Origin of the sequence: Streptomyces sp. 8K308 (assembly GCF_004348315.1) — a bacterium.
Lineage (GTDB): Bacteria > Actinomycetota > Actinomycetes > Streptomycetales > Streptomycetaceae > Streptomyces.
In genome coordinates, this window is sequence record NZ_SMKC01000594.1 from 1 (window position 1) to 1746 (window position 1746).

Sequence of the window (1746 nt, forward strand, 5' to 3'; positions counted from 1 at the left end):
CGATCACCGCGCGCCCGGCGGGCCCCGGCAACAGGCCGCGCTCGGCCAGTGGGGCGCGGAGTTCGAGCGCCCGGGTCGCGGCGCACAGCTCGACGGCGACGACCCGGGTGAGTCCTTCGAGCGCGGTGCGCAGCTTGCGGGCCGCCGACCAGCCCATCGAGACGTGGTCCTCCTGCATGGCCGATGAGGGGATGGAGTCGACCGAGGCCGGCGCCGCGAGCCGCTTCAGCTCGCCGACCAGCGCGGCCTGCGTGTACTGGGCGATCATCAGGCCCGAGTCGACGCCGGCGTCCGCGGCCAGGAACGGCGGCAGGCCGTGCGAGCGGTTGCGGTCGAGCAGCCGGTCGGTGCGCCGCTCCGCGATGGAGGCCAGGTCGGCGACGGCGATGGCCAGGAAGTCGAGCACATAGCCGAGCGGGGCGCCGTGGAAGTTGCCGTTGGACTCGACGCGGTCGCCGACCACCACCGGGTTGTCGACGGCCGCGGCCAGTTCGCGGCCGGCGACGGCCATGGCGTGCGCCAGGGTGTCCCGGCCGGCGCCGGCCACCTGGGGGGCGCAGCGCACCGAGTAGGCGTCCTGCACCCGGGGGGCCTCGTCCTGGTGGTGTCCGGTGAGCCCGGAGCCGGCGAGCACCCGCAGCATGTTGTCGGCGCTCGCGGCCTGCCCCGGGTGCGGGCGCACGGCCTGGAGCTCGGGGGCGAGCACCCGGTCGGTGCCGAGCAGCGCCTCCAGGGTGAGCGCGGCGGTGATGTCGGCGGCGGTGAGGAGCCGGGCCAGGTCGGTGCCGGCGAGCAGCAGCATGCCCAGCATCCCGTCGGTGCCGTTGAGCAGCGCCAGGCCCTCCTTCTCGCGCAGCTCGACGGGCGCGATGCCGTGCCGCGCCAGCAGCTCGCCGGCGGGCGCCAGCTCCCCGTCGGGGCCCTCGGCCTCGCCCTCGCCGAGCAGCGTGAGCGCGCAGTGCGCCAGCGGCGCGAGGTCCCCTGAGCAGCCGAGCGAGCCGTACTCGTGGACGACCGGGGTGATGCCGGCGTTGAGCACGGCGGCCATCGTCTCGGCCACCTCGGGGCGCACGCCGGTGTGCCCGGAGGCGACGGTCCGCAGCCGCAGGAACATCAGGGCGCGCACCACCTCGCGCTCCACCCGAGGGCCCATGCCGGCGGCGTGCGAGCGCACGATGTTGCGCTGCAGCCGGGCGCGCAGGCCGGCGTCGATGTGCCGGACGGCGAGCGCCCCGAAGCCGGTGGAGACGCCGTAGACCGGCTCGGGGCGTGCGGCCAGGTCGTCCACGACCCGGCGGGCGGCGGCCATCGCGGCCCTGGCCGGCTCGGTGAGCTCGACGCGGGCGCCGTGCCGCGCGACGGCGACGACGTCGGCCGGCGTGGTGCCGGAGGTGGAGAGCGGGACGGGCGCGACCCCGTTGTGCATAGTCATATTCACTAAGCCTATGGAGTGAATCGATTGCCGTCATCGGCCGGGGGGCCGGGCACCGACCGGGCCCGGAACGCCCGGCGCTCGGGCCCCTCGGGCGCCGGCACGTCCGCCAGCGCGACGACCACGTCGTGCGCCCCGCCGCGCCCCGCCACCACCGGCACCGGTGAGCGCGCCGCCTTCGCCCGGTACTGCGCCGCGTCGGCGAGCCGGAACAGCCGCCGCGCCGACCGCAGCGGCCCGATGTCCTCGCTCGTGGTCGCGATCCCGCAGGCCACCCCCTCGCCGAGCTCGAGCTCCGCCGCCCGCCGGCACAC

At 76.8% G+C, this 1746-nt stretch carries 1 protein-coding gene and 1 pseudogene; both read right to left on the minus strand.

All coding sequences use genetic code 11. From position 1 onward, the window contains the following. Positions 1-1426 (minus strand): histidine ammonia-lyase (gene hutH / locus E1265_RS35990; protein ID WP_132935142.1); only part of this gene is annotated, 1426 nt, incomplete at its 3' end. Between the two features lie 17 nt (positions 1427-1443). Then, positions 1444-1746, minus strand: a pseudogene (locus E1265_RS35995) (hypothetical protein); the annotation flags it as partial.